Source organism: Candidatus Leptovillus gracilis, from assembly GCA_016716065.1.
GTDB lineage: Bacteria > Chloroflexota > Anaerolineae > Promineifilales > Promineifilaceae > Leptovillus > Leptovillus gracilis.
Genome location: JADJXA010000010.1, coordinates 136,211 through 153,724, shown reverse-complemented (window position 1 = coordinate 153,724; position 17,514 = coordinate 136,211). Strand labels below are relative to the sequence as shown.

At 59.6% G+C, this 17,514-nt stretch carries 12 protein-coding genes; 3 read left to right on the top strand and 9 right to left on the bottom strand.

The window, feature by feature from the left end; translation table 11 throughout:
• Window positions 1-12: 12 nt before the first annotated feature.
• The 3 genes from ribA to IPM39_21055 all read left to right on the top strand — a co-directional run bounded on the left by ribA (window position 13) and on the right by IPM39_21055 (window position 4,477).
• Window positions 13-1,344, top strand: a complete 1,332-nt coding sequence (gene ribA, locus IPM39_21065; protein ID MBK8988527.1) for a GTP cyclohydrolase II — start codon at window positions 13-15, stop codon at window positions 1,342-1,344.
• Window positions 1,341-2,378, top strand: a complete 1,038-nt coding sequence (locus IPM39_21060) for a zinc-binding alcohol dehydrogenase (GenBank protein MBK8988526.1) — start codon at window positions 1,341-1,343, stop codon at window positions 2,376-2,378. Before ribA ends, IPM39_21060 begins: the two co-directional genes overlap by 4 nt.
• A gap of 230 nt (window positions 2,379-2,608) precedes the next feature.
• Window positions 2,609-4,477: a PAS domain S-box protein gene (locus IPM39_21055; GenBank protein ID MBK8988525.1), complete on the top strand. Its 1,869-nt coding sequence runs from the start codon at window positions 2,609-2,611 to the stop codon at window positions 4,475-4,477.
• A 308-nt stretch (window positions 4,478-4,785) separates the two neighbouring features.
• On the opposite strand, the gene IPM39_21050 is transcribed toward IPM39_21055, so the two are convergent.
• From IPM39_21050 to IPM39_21010, 9 genes are all read right to left on the bottom strand, one after another.
• Complete coding sequence (locus IPM39_21050) at window positions 4,786-6,159, bottom strand: FAD-binding oxidoreductase (GenBank protein MBK8988524.1); 1,374 nt, start codon at window positions 6,157-6,159, stop codon at window positions 4,786-4,788.
• 22 nt (window positions 6,160-6,181) lie between these two features.
• Window positions 6,182-7,141: a ribonuclease Z gene (locus IPM39_21045; GenBank protein ID MBK8988523.1), complete on the bottom strand. Its 960-nt coding sequence runs from the start codon at window positions 7,139-7,141 to the stop codon at window positions 6,182-6,184.
• 161 nt (window positions 7,142-7,302) lie between these two features.
• Complete coding sequence (rtcA, locus tag IPM39_21040; protein MBK8988522.1) at window positions 7,303-8,367, bottom strand: RNA 3'-phosphate cyclase; 1,065 nt, start codon at window positions 8,365-8,367, stop codon at window positions 7,303-7,305.
• A 46-nt stretch (window positions 8,368-8,413) separates the two neighbouring features.
• Window positions 8,414-8,992: a sugar transferase gene (locus IPM39_21035; protein ID MBK8988521.1), complete on the bottom strand. Its 579-nt coding sequence runs from the start codon at window positions 8,990-8,992 to the stop codon at window positions 8,414-8,416.
• Between the two features lie 324 nt (window positions 8,993-9,316).
• Window positions 9,317-9,811, bottom strand: coding sequence for a CopD family protein (locus tag IPM39_21030; GenBank protein ID MBK8988520.1), 495 nt, complete (start codon window positions 9,809-9,811; stop codon window positions 9,317-9,319).
• A gap of 69 nt (window positions 9,812-9,880) precedes the next feature.
• Window positions 9,881-11,077: a hypothetical protein gene (locus IPM39_21025; protein ID MBK8988519.1), complete on the bottom strand. Its 1,197-nt coding sequence runs from the start codon at window positions 11,075-11,077 to the stop codon at window positions 9,881-9,883.
• Between the two features lie 60 nt (window positions 11,078-11,137).
• Complete coding sequence (locus IPM39_21020; GenBank protein ID MBK8988518.1) at window positions 11,138-12,463, bottom strand: hypothetical protein; 1,326 nt, start codon at window positions 12,461-12,463, stop codon at window positions 11,138-11,140.
• Window positions 12,464-12,621: 158 nt separating this feature from the next.
• A complete protein-coding gene (locus tag IPM39_21015; protein MBK8988517.1) occupies window positions 12,622-15,681 on the bottom strand; it encodes a hypothetical protein in 3,060 nt (1,019 codons plus the stop codon).
• Window positions 15,682-16,076: 395 nt separating this feature from the next.
• Window positions 16,077-17,402, bottom strand: a complete 1,326-nt coding sequence (locus IPM39_21010; GenBank protein ID MBK8988516.1) for an alpha-amylase — start codon at window positions 17,400-17,402, stop codon at window positions 16,077-16,079.
• Window positions 17,403-17,514 lie beyond the last annotated feature (112 nt).

Sequence of the window (17,514 nt, the reverse complement as noted above, 5' to 3'; positions counted from 1 at the left end):
TAGATGGAGACCATGACACAAGTGACCGTCCAACAGCAGGCTTGCGCCCGCATCCCCACCGATGTGGGGCAGTTTCAGCTTTGCCTGTATGCGAATAGTCAGGACCAAAAGGAGCATCTGGCCTTGATCATGGGCGATGTGGCTGGACAAGATAACGTCTTGGTGCGCGTCCATTCGGAATGTTTCACCGGCGATGTGCTGGGGTCGCTGCGCTGCGATTGTGGCCCGCAGCTGCAGCGAGCCATGCGCCTCATCGCCGACAATGGCAGCGGCGTTATCATCTATTTGCGCCAGGAGGGGCGTGGGATTGGGTTGGGCGAAAAGCTGCGCGCCTATAACCTGCAAGATATGGGCTATGACACCGTAGACGCCAATCTGATGTTGGGCCACCAGGCCGACGGCCGTGAGTACACCATCGCCGGCCTCATTCTGCGCGACTTAGGCGTGCGCAATGTGCGGCTGCTCACCAATAACCCGGACAAAATAGAAAGCCTGCAGCAGCAAGGCATCCAGGTGACGGCGCGCGTGCCACTGACCACTGAGGTGACGGCGGAAAACCAGACCTACCTGCAAACAAAAGTCCAGCGGATGCGCCACTTGCTCAATCTGGAGCCAGCGCATGGGCAAAACGGCCGTGCCCCCGCCACCCTGCCCGCCATGCCCCCCAATGCCCGGCCCAACGGCCGTCCCTTCATCACCCTCAGCTACGCCCAAAGCCTGGACGGCTCCATCACCGCTTATCGCGGCCAACCGCTGGCCCTCAGCGGGCCGCAATCTATGGCCTTCTGCCACCACCTGCGCGCCCAACACGACGCCATCCTGGTGGGTATCAACACCATCCTGGCCGATGACCCCCACCTGACTGTGCGTTTGGTCCCCGGCAAAAATCCCCAGCCCATTGTGCTGGACAGCCATTTACGCTTCCCCCTGACGGCCAACCTCCTGTGCCACCACCCGGATTGCCCTCCCTGGATTGCCACCACCGCCCAGGCTCACCCTACCCGCCGCCAGGCGCTAGAAGCCGCCGGGGCGCAGCTTTTTACCCTGCCATCCGATCCTCTGGGCCGGGTAGATTTGCCCGTTCTCCTGGCACAGTTGGCCGAACGGGGCGTGCAAACGCTAATGGTAGAGGGCGGGGCGCGAGTCATCACCAGTTTTCTCGATTTGCATCTCGCAGACCGGGTGGCGGTGACGATTGCGCCGCTGCTAGTGGGTGGGCTGCACGCCGTGGAAAATGTGGTCTGGCACAACGGCCGTTCCTCGCCCCATCTGCGCCACCCCCATTACCAGACACTCGGCCAGGACATCGTGCTGGTCGCCGACATAGATTGGCAGGACGGATGAAGAGGCAGTCGCTGTTGTTCACCGCCCCTTACGTGGTGGAGGTCCGCGAGGAGACCATCTCCGCCCCCGCGGCGCACCAACTGCTGGTGGCCTCGGAGGTCTCGGCCATCAGCCCTGGCACGGAAATGCTGGTTTATCGCGGCCAGATGCCCGCCGACGTGCCCCTGGACGCCACCATCAGCGCCCTGAGCGGCGCTTTTGCCTATCCGCTAAAGTATGGTTATGCGGCCGTGGGGCGGGTGGTTGCCACTGGCACGGCCGTAGACCCCGCCTGGTTGGACCGCCTGGTATTTGCCTTCCACCCCCACGAGAGCCATTTTCTGGCCGCACCCGATGAGCTAATCCCCGTGCCCAATGGCCTGGATGCAGCAGCGGCCGTCTTTTTGCCCAACATGGAAACGGCCGTCTCCTTCCTCATGGACGGCCAGCCGATGATCGGCGAGCAGGTGGCGGTGTTTGGCCAGGGCATTGTCGGCCTGCTGACGACGGCGCTGCTGGCGCAAATGCCCCTGGCCCGCCTGGTGACGGCCGACCGCCATGCCCTGCGCCGCGAATGGTCCACACGCCTGGGGGCGCACGCCAGCCTGGACCCGGCCGCGCCGGCCGCCAGCGCCAGTTTGCTGGCGACGCTGCAACAAGATCGCCCTTACCCCGGCGCCGACCTGACGTTTGAGCTGTCCGGCCATCCGGCGGCGTTGGATCAGGCGGTGGCGGTGACCGGTTTTAACGGCCGTGTCCTCATCGGTTCCTGGTATGGTACAAAGCCGGTCAGTTTACAATTAGGCGGCCATTTTCATCGCAGCCACATGCAGCTTATTAGCAGCCAGGTCAGCCACATTGCGCCGCGCTGGCACGGCCGTTGGACCTCCGCCCGCCGCCTGCAAATTGCCTGGTCCCAATTAGCCCGCTGCCAACCTGCCCAACGCATCACCCAACTTATCACCCATCGCTTTCCCCTGAGCCAGGCCGCCGCCGCCTACCGCCTCATCGCCGAACAACCGGCGCAAACCATTCAAGTCCTACTCGATTATTAGAGCGACAGCGGTTGGCAGGATTTACGGATTAACTTCTCGACCAGTTTCATCCACATTCATCCGCAAATCTTGTAAATCCGTGTTCAGCGCCATACCGGGTTGCCGCCGATCGTTACTCACGGTGACATAATACCTAGTCACAAACCCACAGGTTTTTGCTAACATGGTGTACTAAACCAGGGGCTGTTCCATTTCAGTCCTATTCAAAATGTTTTTGCTGCGACTCTGCAATGAAAGAAGACCTGCCAGGATCACCTTTGCGCCACAACGAGAGCGATCTCCGTCTCTTGCTCAACAGCATACGCGCCCCTATTCTGGCTCTGACAGAAGACCTGACGATTCTCTATTGCAATCAGGCGTTTAGCGTGCTGGCAAGAATACCCATCGCCGATCTGGAGGGCCACAAGCTGCCTGATCTGCTGCCCAGCTTTACCCGCTCGCGTTCTTTTGCCGCCTACCTGAATGTTTTGCAAACAGGTCAGGACCAGATGGTCGAAGGCCCTATCAATAACAGCTATCTGCATTCATGGGTGTACCGTACACCCTGGGGGGTTTTGGCGATTGGCGAAGATATAACCCGTCATCGGCAAACCGAGGGCGCGTTGCGCGAAAGCCAGGCCCGGTACCAGACTTTGTTTGAGACAGCCAACGACGCTATTTTTTTGTTAACCCCAGCAGACGACATCATAGACGCCAACCAACGGGCGTGCCAGATGATGGGCTATGACCTGCCGACATTGTTGCACATGCGTTTTAGCGATTTGCAGGCCAGCGACGCGGCGAATGCCGTACCATTGTCTCCAGATGGCGCCCCCTTCGAGAGCCTGTTCAGGCATCGAGACGGCCGTCTCATCCCCGTAGAGCTGACCACAGCCCTGGCACAAGCCGACAGCGCCTCCTTCATTTTTTGTATTGTCCGCGACATTACCGAACGCAAACAAGCGGAGGAAACGCTGCGCCAGACACAAAAAACGGAAAGCCTGGGTATTTTGGCCGGTGGCGTCGCCCACGATTTTAACAATTTGCTGGTGGCTATGTTGGGGCAGGCAACTCTGGCCCTGGCGAAGCTGCCCGAATATGCCGACGCCCGCCCCCACATTGAAAAATCTATCAGAGCGGCTGAAAACGCCGCCCACCTTACCCGGCAGCTCCTGGCCTATTCTGGACGCGGCCAGTTTGAAAAACGAGCCATCCAGGTCAACGCCCTCATTCAGGACCATTTACACCTGTTCCAGGTGGCGGTTCCCAAGCACATTGACTTGCGCTCTGACTTGAGCGAACCATTACCGGCAATCGAAGGCGATCTGGGGCAAATTCAGCAGGTGGTGATGAATCTGATCATTAACGCGGTTGAAGCCATCGGTGAGCGGCCGGGAATTGTTACCGTGCGTACCAACAGCCTGGACCTGGATGAGGAAAACGGCCGTATCCCCCTTTACAGCAATTCGTCCCTGCCGCCCGGCCGCTACGTTTGCCTGGAAGTTCAGGACGACGGGCACGGCATGGACGCGGCTACGCTGGCTAAAATCTTCGATCCCTTTTTCACAACCAAACACAGCACGGGACATGGCCTGGGGTTGGCGGCCGTTTTAGGCATTTTGCGCGGCCACAAAGCAGGCTTACAAGTGTCCACCCATCCAGGCCAGGGGGCCACTTTCCGCCTGTTCTTCCCCGCTATCCACCCCTCCGCCAAAACCCAGGCCAGCCCGAAAGTGGATACCGGTCCCTTGCGCGGTTCCGTCCTGGTGATAGACGACGAAGCCCTGGTCCGCGAGGCGGTGGTAGATATTCTGGAACTGCGCCAGGTCAGGGTGATTGAGGCAGAAAACGGCCGTGCCGGTCTGGACGCCTTCCGTGAAAATCAAAAAAGCGTCCGGCTAATCATTTTAGATTTATCTATGCCCGGCATGAGCGGCGAAGAAACGTTCCACGCCCTGCGCCAATGCAACCCCCGCGTCAAAATCATCCTCTCTTCCGGCTACAGCCAGACCGAAATCGGTAAGCGGTTTACCAGCCTGGCAGCCACCGCCTTTCTGCAAAAGCCCTACAGCGCCGCCGAACTGCTGCAAGTGGTGGAAATGTATTTGGACACCACGTAGGCAGCCGGCGTCACTTGTCAGGGGGGTGTTTCGTTTCAGCTAACAGCCTGTCGGAGAACTCAGGATAGGTACACGGATTGAACGGATTCGACGGATTTTTACGGATAAATCACCAGAAAATCGGTGTAAATCCGTTAAATCCATGTCATCCGTGTATCCATTTCTACTTTTCCGACAGCCCACTAGAGGGACAGCGGATTAGCAGGATTTACGGATTTACTTCTCGACCTGCTTCATCCGCAAATCCTGTAAATCCATGTTCTCCGCCCTGCTTTGAATGTTAATGCCTGACGCCTGACATTTGACGCCTACAACTGCCCATCCTCAGCCGCCCAACGCGCCGCCTGCGCCTGATAGGCCGGGTCTTCATAGCGCGACGGCAAGAAGGCTGGCGCATAATCAGGCAGGGAATCGTCGGTGATATGCGCCGCCAGCAGTTCCCCGGCCGCCGGCGCCGCCATAATGCCATAACCAGACAACGCCCCCACCACATAAGCCCCGGCCAGCGGCAGCGGTCCAATCAACGGCCGATTTTCCACCGTGCGGGTGTAATGGCCGCCATCAATCACCGGCTTGCCCCGACGTTCAAAATAGGCTGCCAGCCCAGGGGCCAGGCAGGCCAGGCCGCGTAGGGCCACGTCGGGGTACTCCGGGTCGAATTGCAGCGGCCAGCGGGGGGTGTCTTGCACGGCCGTATGGTAGGGCCACAACATTAACAGCGTTTGGCTGCCCGGCCCACCCTCTGGCCGAAAATGCGCCCCCGGCGGCAGCGCGCCCAACAAGTGGCGGGTCTCTGCCTGTTCCGCCAGGTAAGCCCGCTCGTCGTCCGACCAGGGCGGCGTCACGGCGTCGTTGTAGATCATCATCGGCGCGTCTCGGGGGATAATGCCCAGGGGGTCTTCCAGGGCAATTTTGCCGTGCAGTTCGTTGGTTATGGGCAACTCTACGCCTACCATTTGCCCCACCTGGCGCAAAAAAGGACCGGCAGCGTTGACAAACCGGCCTGTAGACAGGTGGATGGTCTGCCCGGCGGCGGCTACCCGGACGCCGCTCACAGCGCCGTTGGTCTGGCTGACGTGGGTGACACGGCCGTTTACCAATCTCGCCCCATGTTCCCTGGCCTGCTGCCACAAATACATGCCCAACTGCTGCGCGCTTAGCCAACCGGCGCGTCGGACATGCAGCACGGCCGTTGCTTCTGGCGTCACAAATGGGAAGTGGGCGCGTATGAGGTCGCTGCCCAGCAGCAAATCCGCGCCGGTGGGCTGCTGGCGGTAGGCGTGGGGATCGGCGGGTTGGTAGAGGGTGCCCCGGCCGTCGTGAATGCGCAAATCGCCCGCGCCCAGGGTGGCAATGTGGGCGGCGGATTGTTGCAGGGAGACGGCCGTTTCCCGGCTGGCGGCCACGTACACATAGCCGCGCCGGTTCAGGTGAAAATAGTTATCGCTCTCGTCTGCCAGCTTCTCCAGCAGGTCAATGCTGCGATTCATAAAACGCACCATCACCTGGCTGGGCCACCAGTTGCGGTAACATTCGCTGGATTTATCGCTGGTCAGGGTTAAGGGCGGCCGTTCATCCACCAGCGCCACATTTTTCATGCCATGCCCCACGGCCAGCGCATACGCCGCCGCCGTCCCGGCAATACCCGCCCCACAAATCACCACAGCCGCAGTTTCCATCATTCAACCTCGTCCTGTCACCCTGTCACCCCACCTCCCCCTGCTCGTTCTTTGGCAAACGGTGCGCCCCTTCGCGGGTGATCTGGAAATGGTCGAAGTCGCGGGCGACGAAGGTGGCGGGGAAGATGGCCTGCGCTTCGCGGCGCACGTCGCGCTCGAAATAACGGCGCGAGAGATGGGTGAGGATCAGGCTTTGCACCTCGGCCTCTTGGGCCAGGCGAGCGGCGCGGGCGGCTGTCATGTGGCCGAATTGGGCGGCCATCTCTGCTTCTTCCTCGATATAGGTGGATTCGATAACCAGCGTGTTGGCGTTGCGGCAAATCTCCAGCAGGGTATCGGTGCGGCCCACATCGCCGATGTGGACGTATTTGACGCCAGGGATGGTCTCGCCCAACACGTCGCTGGGGTGGATGGTACGGCCGTTGGCCAATGTCACACTTTCACCGCGCACCAACCGGCCGCGCTCTGGGCCAGACGGCACCCCCAGCGCCGCCGCTTTGTCGTCCAGAAACGGCCGTCGCTCCTTCTCCGCAAACACAAAACCAAAACAGTCTGGCCCCCGGTGGCTCACCGGAAACGCCGACAGGGCAAACTTATCGTCTTCCATGACAATGCCCGATTCCAGTGTGATCAGGTTAATCTCCAGCGGCGTCTGGCCGCCGGGAAACACCACCTTAAACAGCAAGTCGGAAACGCGCTTCAACGTCGCCCGACCGCCGTAAATATCCACACTCTCCAGATTTTCCCAGCGCGTGAGGGTGGAAAGCAGCCCGCCTAGACCGAGGATATGGTCCAGGTGGCTGTGGGTCAGCAGCACCTTGTTCAACCGCTTAAAGCCCAGGCCGCTGTGCAAAATCTGGCGCTGCGTTCCCTCGCCGCAGTCCAGCAAAAAGCGATATTGGCGGTGCATGATGATGTGCCCAGACAGCCCACGCTGCACCGAAGGGGCCGAAGAGGAAGTGCCAAGAAAGACAAGTTCAAACATAGTGATGATTTCTTAAAAATTGCACCACGGCGGCGGGGAGGGTGCGGCGATTAAACATTTTATTCCTCCGTGATCTCCGCAACGCCAGGATGAATATCCCTCACAGCCGTAAGCCGTTTTCTATTAGCCTCTGCCAAAGGTGCCACCCTACGGAATACGGTTTACGGATTACGGCTACTCATATAACCAATACCCTCTATGGTGATCGCGCCGGGCTGGTTCAGCTCGCCGACGATGGTTATAGAGACATTTAACCAGTCGCGCAGCAGGGCGACGTTGGTCAGGGTATGTTGGGTAATTTGGTCGGTCGTAAAGTGGGAACGCCCGTGGGCCAGGGCCAGGGGTAGCAGCAGTTGGTCTGCCAATCGTTTGTCCACGTCGGCCCCATTGTCCATAAAAGCGCGGCATTCGGCAACGGCCGTTTCCGCCACTTTGTCCGCCGGCAGCCCTTTGCGCCCCAGGCTGCTGAACCCGGCCTGCGGCAGCCATAGGAAGATGCCCGCGCCTGGCCCCAGACCACGTTCGCGCACGGCCGTTACCTGCCCAAGCAGCTTCGCCTGGCGCAGCAGATTATCTGCCCGGCGCGCCATCCGCTGCGGAATGTCGGCTGGCAGGTTGGTCACAGCCGCCAGCCCTCTAACGCGGGCATGGGCAACGGCCGTCCGGCTCAGGTCGGCGGTGGTTAATTGGTGGATGGGCTGGATGATGGCGATCATCTCGCCGCCGCCCATGGGATACCAGCCCCAGGCCGTCAGGTTGGCGCTGAAAGCTGCGCCCAGCCGGGCCACTGCCGGGCCAAATACCTCGGTCAGGTAATGGAATGGCGGGCTAAACGGTACGTGGGTCCCGCCGCGCAGGGTGAGTTGGGTTGGTGCGGCGGCAAACAGCAGCGGCCACAACACCGCCTGAAAAATCAGTGTCACCGCCCCGGCGGAGCCGCCCTGAGCCGCCTGGGTCACGTCGAAGGTGTATGCGCCAGCCGTCGGGGGGACCTGGGGATGAAATTCGAGGGTTGAGGCATTGAGGTGATCACCGCTGACGTGGGCCTGGCAGATCGCGGCGGCGGCGCGCACGGCCGTTAGATGCTGCGGGCGCAAGCCGGGCTTGCGGCGATTGGCGCGAATATGGCGCAGGTGAAACGGCCGTCCCGTCAGCGCCGACAAACTAAGGCAAGTCCGCAAAACTTGCCCGCCCCCTTCCCCCTGGCTGCCATCAATCCGTATCATCTGGTCCAGTGTACCAAATTAACGGGCAGATGTTAACCGTTGATCGCTAGTACGCCCCTTTGCCCTGTAGCACCACCAACGGCGTGCGCAGCAAAATCCTCAGGTCCAGGGCCAGCGACCAGTGGTGAATGTAGAGCATGTCCAGGCGAATGCGTTCGTCGTAGGAAGTGTCGGAACGGCCGCTTACCTGCCATAACCCTGTCAGACCTGGCAGCACCGTCAGCAAAGTGTCGCCATGCGGCCCGTATTTGGCAATTTCTTGTGGCGTGACAAACCGCGGCCCAATCAGCGACATCTGCCCGGCCAGCACATTCAAAAGCTGCGGCAGCTCATCCAGGCTGTATTTACGCAGCAAATGGCCGATGCGTGTGACGCGGGGGTCGTTTTTGAGCTTAAAATTTTGCGCCAGTTCAGCTTGCAGGTGAGGATTCTGGGCGAGGATGGCGTCGCCGTTGACGACCATGGTGCGGAATTTGAAGGCATAAAAGGGACGGCCGTGCTGCCCCATCATTAGCCGCCGATGGATTACCGGGCCGGGCGAATCCAGCTTGATCAGCGCGGCCAACAGCAGCAGCAAGGGCAAAATAAACAGTAGTCCCGGCAGCGTGATGCTGTAATCAAGCAGCGTCTTGAGCCAGTGCGCCGGTTGTCGCGGCGCCGCCTGCCTGGCTTGGGCTAAATTGTAATCGCCGGTTTGGGAATCGCGCCTGGGCAGCGCGGAAGGTAATTCGTCGTCTAAAAAGGATACCTGCACCCTGATTTCTCCAGAATTGCAAATGCGCCACAATGTTTACTACCTGAATCTTGGCAGGCATGGCTTACAGGCATGCTTACACGGTTACAGTGTTCAGTGTTCGGTGTTCAGTGGGAATCTGACATAGGTTACGCCGACTGAACACTGGTTACTGAATACTAATACTGGTTACTGAACACTGGTTGCTGAATACCACTAGACGGCCGTTGCCACGGCCGTAAACAGCAAAATCAGCGCTGCACACCCCAGATTCAGCCGTAAAAACTGAATCTCTTTGCGCCTCAATTTCTCCTGTTCGGCGGCGGCAAGCTGCGGTCGGCTGTCGGCTACCAACGACAACCGGGACATGGCCGGATACAGCGAAAACTGCACATAAGCCGTCAACAAGCCCATGCCCACAAAGGCGATATGTTTCAGCAACATCGCCCAGGCCCACACCCCATCTATCGCCAAGAAGCCGTTATAATTGGGATCATTGGTCATCTGCACAAAGCCAGTAATCAGCAGCAGCAGCAGGCTGCCATTGGCCCAGGGCAGAAAGCGCTTTTGCAGCGCAAACCATTGGTTATCCGCCAGTGTACCCTGGCGCAAAGCCGGCCAGCCCACCAACGCCATCAACGCCAATCCCCCCAACCACACCACCGTCGCCAACAAATGAATCCAATAGGAAATGGCTAGTAACCAGAGCATAAGAACCTTGTGGGAATGTCCAGTGTTCAGTACTCAGTGATGCGCTGAACACTGGCTTCTGAACACTACTCACTTCGGCATCGCGCTCAGCGCGGCATAAGCCAGGCGCGGCGTGCCGTCCGGTAATACAATGGCCCACCACCACTGTTCATTTTCTTCCGGCGTCCAGTTGGCGTCGGCCATGTAGATGGTGGTCATCAGGCCAATCCAGGGCTGCCAGTTCTCCTGGGCATATTGGTAAGCTCGCACCAGGTAATCCGCCTGCTCGGCTTCTGTGACGCCGTGCCAGGTATAGCTGGGGTGCATCTCCTGGTTTAGTATCCAGCCCATCTCCATGATAGCCACCTGTTTGGCTCCATCGCCATTGGCAACCATGATGGCGCGCATATCTTCCACCCGCCGAAAGGCAAACCAGCGTCCCTGCCCATAGTCGTAGCTGGCTGCTACCTCATCGGCCGATAGTTCTGGCGGCGCTTTGTAGCCAGGGGCATGGACACCCAGTGCATCGAAGTAGCTGGCGGCGCCGGCGTCGTACATGCCTTGCAAGAAGTCGGTGTCGGGCATGGCGTCCGGCGGCTGCGTGCCGGTGGGCGCCAGCCCGGCCGAAATGACGATGGCCTGGGGGTCGGCGGCTTTGATGGCTTCATAGCAGACCCGAAGCAGCTCGGTGTAGGCGGCTGGGTCAGGCGATTCGCCACCCCATTCACGGCTCAGGTTTGGCTCGTTCCATACTTGGTAGGCGGCGATGCGCCCCTGGTAACGGGCGGCCAGCACGCCGCAAAAGTCAGCGAAATCTTGGTAGTCCACCGGCGGTTGGTTGGGGGTGATTTTTTCGTCGGGCAGCGAGCGTACCGACCACAAAGGTTGGTGGTCTATGCGCACGACAAGCTGCAAACCGGCGCTTTCGGCCGATTCAACGATCACATCGGGGCGGAACCAGTCGTACTGTCCTTTGCCGTAGCCTTCGATGTCGCGCCAGGAAAAGGCTTGCTTGATCCAACCGAAGCCCATTTCTTGGGCCAGTTTGAGGTCGCGGTCCAGGGCGTCTAGCTGCCACCATTGAGCGATGTGGATGCCGTATGCCGGGGAGCCAAACAACGGTGTGACCGGTTCGTCGCTCATGAGGGCGGTAGGCAGCGGGGTAGGCGCTGGCGCTGGGGTGGGCGCTGGCGCTGAGGTGGGCATGGCGGTCGGCGCGGCAGGGATAACGGCCGTGCCGCAGCCCACCAACCATAATCCGGCTATCAGAAGTAGGAACTTGTGCATTTGGTGTTTGAGTCGTCAGTGTCCAGTGTTCAGTTACACCTACTGATTACTGACCACTGCTTACGGCTTCTTCTCCATCGCCGATACGGCTGAATAAGACGGCCGTGGCGCGCCGTTGGCGTCTACAATGCTGTAAGGAACCGGGTCGTCACCGGGGCCGCTGCCCTTGTTGCCAAAGTCAAAGTTGAACAAAAAGGCCAGCCAGACGGCGTTGGAGTCGTTCATTTGCTGGAAAGCCTGGACGATGTAGTCAGCCTGTTCTTGCAGGGAGTTGTCTTGAGCAAATTCAAAGCCGACCGGATACACGTCGTAGCCTTCACTGCTGGCCCAACCAAATTCGGTGACGCACAGCTTCATGTTGGGGTCTACGGCTTGCACTTTTTGCGCATAGGTGTCCAGGGTGGTTCTGAGGCTCCAGGAATGATGGGGATTGTCGAAGGGGCCGCGGAAAACGGCCGTTTGCGCTTTCGCCAGCGAGCCTGTCTGGTCATAGGCCGCATCGGGCGGGATGTTGTAGCCGTTGTGGTGCGCGCCCACACAGTCAGCATAATTCAGCATTCCAGCGGCCAGCGCCCGGTCCATGTATTCAAAATCGTCGGCCCAACGCACCCAGTCGCCTGGCCCCGTCGGCGACAACGCGCCGCTGATGACGATGATACCAGGGTCTTGCGCTTTGATAGTCTCATACGCCTGGCGCAAAAATACCACGTAATCCTCCGGGCTGATGCCGTTGGTCGTCGTCCATTCGCGGTCCAGGTTTTGCTCGTTCCACACTTCGATGGCCTGAATCTGGCCGGGGTGTCGCGTCAGCAGTTCAGTCAGGAAGGTGGTGTATTGGCTGTAATCGTCCGGCGGACCATTTTCGCCACCCAGGGCGCGGGTCCATTCCGGCGCGCCAACGATGCTGACCATCAGGTTCAGGCCATTTCTGTTGGCCTCCTCGATGACGCTGTCATAGAAAAACCATTGGTCGGCGCCAGGGCTGGGGTGGATGACCGGCCATTTGAGCTGCATCTTTACCCAATCCAGGCCAAGCTGGCTGCGCACCGCGTGCATGGTATCGGCGGCGTTGCCCACGCTGGCGTTGCCATGTACCTGAATGCCGTAGCCAAAGCGGTCGGCCGGCCAGGGGACGGTTGGGCCGAGAACAACGGGTTCTTCGACGGGGGCGGGTTCGGATACGGCCGTTTCCCCACTTCCCCCTTCACCACCGGTAATTACCGGCGGTGGCAGCGTCGGCTGCTCCAGCGGCACAATCGCCGTTGGCGCCACTTCCTGCGGCGCAACCTCCGGCACAGTTACCACCGGCTCTGCGGCGCCGCCATCACAGGCCACCAACAGACCAATCATCAAACTAACCAACAAACCAACCATTAATCGCTTCATATTCTCCTCTCCAAACTAAAGGGCGCATTCCGGCAGTACCTCACCAAAATGCGCCCTGTGTTCAGTATTCAGCGTTCAGTACACAGTGTTCAGTAAACTTACATGCTGACCGAAGATTGAACCCTGACTACTGAATACTGGTTACTGAACACTGCTCATTACCGTCCCATCACCTGCGCCAACGTGCCACAGGCCGGGCAGCTGCCATCTTTCCGAATCATGGCATAACCCGCTTGCGGGTCGTCGCCCCACTGGTTAAAGTCCACGTTGAAGATGATGACCATACGCACTTTGCCGCTGTTGGCCGACAAACTTACCGCCTCGGCCAACCATTGCGCGTGCTGAGACACGGTGGTTCCGGCTGCCCAGGAGAAGCGCGCCGGCACACCGCCGTAATCTTCGCCAGACAAGTAGCCCAATTCTGTGAAGCAAACTGGCTTGCCAAGCTGCGCGTAGATGTTCAAGGTCGGCATGAGATACCAACTGTAATGGTCACTGCCGGCCGGATGGCCGGTGACAGCGCTGGGCGAGGTCGCCCCGGCGTTGAAGTGTGCGCCGACGCAGTCCAGGTAACGCGCCGCGCCAGCGGCGGCCATGCCGGCCATGTAGCGGCTGTCCGACCAGGCGTTGGTCCCGTTGTCGAAGCCGGTGGGCGCCGGCGCGCCGCTGATGACCATCACATTGGGGTTGGCGCTTTTGATGGCGTTGTAGGCCGGAGCAAGCATGTTGTTGACATAGTTGACGGGGTCAATCTGCCCGACCGGCCATTCAAAGTCAATGTTCATTTCGTTCCAGACTTCGATGGCGTCCGGGCCAAGCGCCGCCACACCGCGCAGATATTCGGTGTAGCTGGCGAAATCAATGCTGGTGGGATAGGGGCTGCCGGGGATGCTCAGCAGCACTTTGAAGCCACTGGCATGGGCGTTGCTGATGCGGCCGGCCAGGTCGCCGGGATTGGCGCCAGGACCCCATTTTTGTTGGAATTTCACCCAATTCATCCCGGCTGAAGACATGAGCTGCGGATTGCCAAAGCCATGTGTTTGCCCACCTAATTCAAAGTTGCCCACTGCCACCGGCGGTGCAGAAACAGGCGGTGGGGCGGTTGTGCCCGGGCTGGTTGGGTTGGTTGGGTTGGTTGGGGCGCTGGCAACCGGGGCGGCTACCTCCACCACAGGCAGGCTGGCGACATTGACATTAGGATTCACTGTAACCAGGGTGGCAAATATCCAGCCATCTTCGCCGCTGGGCATGGTAATGTTCAGCCAGCTTGAATCGGCGTTACGGCCGATGAGCTTAACCTGTACACCGGCATTCAGCCCGTTGGCAATGAGGCCATAATTGACGCCCGGCCCCAGACGCACGTTGGATGGCGCTTTCACGACCGCATCGGCGTCACCGACGTTCACCGGGGTGGTTGTGGTGGTTTCTTCGGCCGGCGGTGCTTCTTCGACGACGGTTTCTTCGACGGGGGCGGCCACGGCTACACTCACTTCATCCAGGCTGGCGACGTTGTCGCCCAGGGCAAATTCGGCGTTAATGGTGTAAACGCCGGGCGCTTCGCTGCCGTCCCAGGCAAAGGTCAGGTCTTCGCCGCTGCCGCTGGCGATGACGCTGCCATTTTCGTCGCGCACAGTCCAGACGATGGCCGCGCTGGCCGGGGCCGGCGCTTCACCGCCGCTGACAAAGCTGTTCAAGGCGGCCGCATAGCCTGGCCCATCGGCCACTCCACCTAAGCCGCGCACGGCCGCACCACCCAGGTTGAACTTTTTCGCCAGATTCAGGCGATGGGCCAGCGAGGCGGCGTTCGCCAGCCAGACGTTGTGGGTCTGGCCGTTGTCTTCGTAGCTGTATTTGTAGGTCAGGCTGGCGCCGTCCCATTCCAGGGGGCTGGCGGTGCCGGAGAGGGCGACTTCAACGGCCGTTCCCGGTTCCACCTCTGCGCCGCCCTGCATAAAGGACAGCTCGCCAAAATTACTCAGGGCAGCGTCGTTGGGTAGTTCCACAAATGAATCACCCAGTCGGTTGATGGCGCTGGCGCTGATCAACATGTTCAACTTGTGGCGGTCAATCTGGCGCACGGCCCAGGTTAAAATTTGCTCGGCCGCGCCACCATCACCGTAGGCGGCCGGGTCCAGGGGCATCAGGAGGTTGATTTTATCGGCCAGTTGGCCGAGGGCGGCCCAATCCTGGCCGCCGGTTTCCCAGCGAGTGCCTACGTTTTGTGGCGCAGCCAGGGTGATGGCTAGTTTGAGGCCGCGTTGGTGTAGGGCATCGGCCAGGGCGGCGACAAATTGGGTGAAGGCGTCGCGGTTGTTGTCGCCAACTTCCTGGTAATCCAAGGCGACGCCGGCGAAGCCACCCGCCTGTGCGGCGGCGACCAGGGCGTTGATGTGGTTCATTTGGGTGGTGGCGTCGGAGAGTACGGCCGTTAACGCCGCCGGGTTGATGATGGCGCCGGTGTTGCTGGCGTTGACGTACTGCTCGTAAGCGCCCGTGGGCATAGTGGCGGCAGCGCCATCCAGCACGCCGCCATCGGCCAAACTCAGTTTGCCCAATATCACCTGAGTGACGATGGGCAGCATCTCTACCGGCAGGGTTTGTTCTGGCAGCACGGAGACGGCCAGGTCTGGCGACGCCGGAGCAGCAAAGGCAACCAGGGCGTAGGCCTGGGGTAGTTTATCGGCGACGGAGACGATCTGTTGGCTAACCGCGTCTACTTCGCTGGGGATGAATTTCCATTGACGGCCGTCCCAACCCAACAGGTCCAGGGCTTCCGCAGCCGATACGCCGGGGGGGATGGTGAGCGAGACCTGGCCCTGTGGCGCGTCACCTTCGTATTGTAAGACGTAGACGTTGCCCTGCACGGAGGCTTCTCCGGGCATGGCGGCGCTGGCATTGGCGGCCACGAAATCGGCCAGGGTCGTGCCGCTGACGTTGACATTGGCATTGTCGGCGACGGTCAGGGTAATTTCGCCGGGGATAACCGGGCTGGTCGGTTGGGCAGTTTCCGCAGGGCTGGTGGCGGCGACGGCCGTTTCGTTGTTACCGCCGCTCAATCGCTGTCCCAGGGAAATGGGGGGCAAAAACAAACCAATAACCACCAGGAGTACAAAAACAACCGCGCCGGCTATGAGCAGCCCGGATGATTTCTTAGAGCTGTTCCCATCGGCGCGTTGTATTTCGCCCAGGGTTGGCTCCTCCTGTGGTGATTGAATCATGGTGTCTTCAGTAGGGGGGATTCCTTCTCCCATAGTTGCATACCTCCAAAAAAATCGGTTAGAGGGTGGTTAGACCAAACAGGTTTATTTGGAAACCTGTTTGGTCTAACCACCCTTCCTTTATTATTGCGCTGTATTTTCCTCTTCACGCAGCAGATACGATGTTGGCATTATACAAAAAAGCGGCCTATTAGCCGCCTGTTGCCAAATGTATCAACTTGGTTGATTCTAGCACAAGGGCAAGCGGGTTGACAAACCAGGGGGATGGACGGATAGGAGTTGTGGTCTGTTCGTTGAGAAAACGTTAAGAAAGGGGGCCGTAGGCCGTAAGCCGTAAGCCGTAAACCGTAAACGGAACACTGAATACGGAATACGGTTTACGGCGCACGGCCGTATTACAAAAATTGTGACGGTTGGCGGTGGGCGGCCAGGGCCAGACGGCCGTGATAACGCAGGATGACGGCCGTTTCCGGTACACTCATCTGACCATCGCGCACTTCTACTGGCCGGTCGCTGAGCAAATCGGTGTAACGGCCGTCGGGCAGCGGGGTGGGCATTACTTCGTCTGCGCCGCTGACGTTGAAGACGCCATACAACCCTTCGTTTTCGCTTTGCCAGAGGGCGCTGATGGCCGGCACGGCGGTAATCACCGCAAACTGCCCATTTGCCTGCGCCGGGTCTTTTTTAAGTTGGCACAGGCGGGTCAGAAAACCTTGCAAGGCGTAATCGCGCCAGATCACTTTATCCACGTCGAACAGGCTGGGGGTGTGTTCGTTTTCTGATTCTTGCCCGGCGTAGATGAGGAACGCACCTTCGTTAAACGCCTGGAAGGCGGTCCAAGCCAGAGCTTGCGCCCGGCTGGCGGCCTGCCGCATGATGCGCGGCTGGTCGTGGTTTTCGACGCAGCGCATTTTGATGGTGTGGGCCGGGTAGATGCCAGCCTGAAATTGCAGCAGGGAGATGTAAGTGGGCACGGCCGTGGGGTCGGTAACGGCCGTTACCCACGTCGGCCAGATGTCATAATCGTAGCTCAGGTCGAACGCCTGATGGATTTCGCCATCAGATTGGGCGACCAGCCCGTGCCGCCGCCGGTCTATGACAAAGCTGGTATGCACCGATTCGGCCAGCCAGATGACGCCAGGCTTAACGGCAGCCACTTCTTGCCGGGCGCGCCGCCAGAATTCCAGCGGCACAATCGAGGCCACGTCGCAGCGAAAGCCATCCACACCCAGTTCCACCCAACCTTTGAGTGATTCGATCAGGTAATCCCACAGGGCGGGATCGGCGTAGTGCAGGTCTATCACGTCGCTCCATTCGGGCACGGTGGTGAAGGGACGGCCGTGTTCGTCCTGGTGGAACCATTCGGGGTGTTGGCCGATCAGCACCGAGTCGTGGGCGGTGTGGTTGTAGACCACGTCAATCATCACTTTTAGGCCCAGGGCGTGGGCGTATTGGCACAGCAGGCGAAATTCTTCCTTTGAGCCGTATTCGGGGTTGACTGCGCGATAATCGCTGATGGAATAAGGGCAGCCCAACGACCCTTTTTTGTGCAGCTGGCCGATGGGGTGGATGGGCATAAACCAGACCACGTCCACGCCCAGGCTGCGGATGCGCGGCAAATCGGCGGTGACGTCGGCGAATGTTCCGGAACGGCCGTGATTGCGCACGTAAATCTCATACAGCACCAAATTCTTATAAGTTTGCGGGGTGTTTGTAGCCATTAAATTTTCCTTAAGGAATGAAAATTAAATAACAAGTGGAAGATTGGACCAATCTTCTGAGATTGGTCCAATCCGAACGTGTAAATCATTCAAGCCTGGTTCTTTATCCGTC